The following is a 1,362-nucleotide window of genomic DNA, read 5'->3' as shown; positions in this document are numbered from 1 at the left end:
GGAGCAGGGTTTTGTGCGTAGTTGAGACGGACGCAGGGCGGCCAGGGCATCTCCCATTCGCTGCGTAGGCGAATGAATTATGGCGACAGGAGTCCCAAAATTTCGTGAGGTAGCATGGCGCGCCTGGGCTCTTTTCCTTTCGCGAGGGCAGTTCCAGCAAAACAACTGAAAAATAACAGGATAAGCAGAGTAAGAGGTAGCGAGGTATTATTTGTATTTAGCATGTCAACTCCATCCAGTTTATGTACTTGAGTAGGTACAGAAAGTATGAAAACCGTTTAATTAAATATTAATAAGCTTTAAAATACTAAGGTTATTGCTTCTTTGCAAAGCCTTCATGCTAATTCTGCGGGAGACGGAATAAACACATAGACTGAGAGCTCTGAATGGTTCCCAAGGTAAACTATATTACAATTAAGTTATAAAGGTTAATATAGCTTGCAATACATAGTATATCTTTATATTATTAATATCTAATATATATTATTGTTCTGTCATCTGAGGCGGAAATTACACAAGTGGAAAGTAAATGAAAATCATAATTATAGGTGGTGTGGCTGGCGGAGCAACTGCTGCAGCACGGATCAGGCGTAACGATGAGCAAGCTGAGATTATAATGGTTGAACGTGGCTACTATATCAGCTTTGCCAATTGCGGCTTGCCTTACCATATCTCTGGGATCATTGCAGAGCGTGAACAGCTACTGGTTACCTCCGAGGCTACATTTAGAGACCGCTATCAGGTTGATGTGCGTAGCCATACAGAGGCTATTGCTATTGATCGCAAGGCTAAAACTATACGCTTACGTAATCTCACCACGGGTGATGAATCTGACGAAGCATACGATAAATTGTTGCTCTCACCAGGTGCCGAGCCGCTACGCCCGAAACTACCAGGTATAGACTCGGCAAGAGTCTTTGGCTTACGTAATATTCCAGACCTTGATCGGATTATGACACACCTTAAGCAGCACTCAGCACGTCGTGCCGTGGTGATAGGTGGGGGATTTATTGGCATTGAGGTTGCCGAGAATCTCCATGAAAAGGGAATTTCTACTACTTTGGTCGAAGGAGCTGATCAGATTCTTGCGCCTCTGGATTATGAAATGGCGGCTATTGTGCATTCTCATATGCATGATAAAAATATTGAACTTTATCTATCACCTAAATCCTGCAAGCATTATACACAATAAACATGAAAACCCCATATTAAACAATGATATAAACCCCATCCAGCTAGAAACTCGTAATTCTGGTAAAATTTAATTCTCTTAACCTCGGCTGACTTAAAATAAATGTTGCATGTAAATTATCAAGAATGGAATCAAACCCCTCAAGATTTACGAAACTTAGGGTTAACTGC

1 protein-coding gene is annotated in these 1,362 nt (G+C 41.6%); it reads left to right on the top strand.

From position 1 onward, the window contains the following. Nucleotides 1–529: 529 nt before the first annotated feature. Nucleotides 530–1,192, top strand: a complete 663-nt coding sequence (locus BTHERMOSOX_RS11240; protein WP_249360696.1) for an NAD(P)/FAD-dependent oxidoreductase — start codon at nt 530–532, stop codon at nt 1,190–1,192. Nucleotides 1,193–1,362: the final 170 nt, after the last annotated feature.

This window comes from Bathymodiolus heckerae thiotrophic gill symbiont (assembly GCF_900128515.1).
GTDB lineage: Bacteria > Pseudomonadota > Gammaproteobacteria > PS1 > Pseudothioglobaceae > Thioglobus_A.
This window is presented reverse-complemented; position numbering and strand designations above follow the sequence as displayed.

Excerpts from the sequence above, each read along its gene's own strand:
- BTHERMOSOX_RS11240 (WP_249360696.1), top strand. The coding sequence starts at position 530 with ATGAAAATCATAATTATAGGTGGTGTGGCTGGCGGAGCAACTGCTGCA.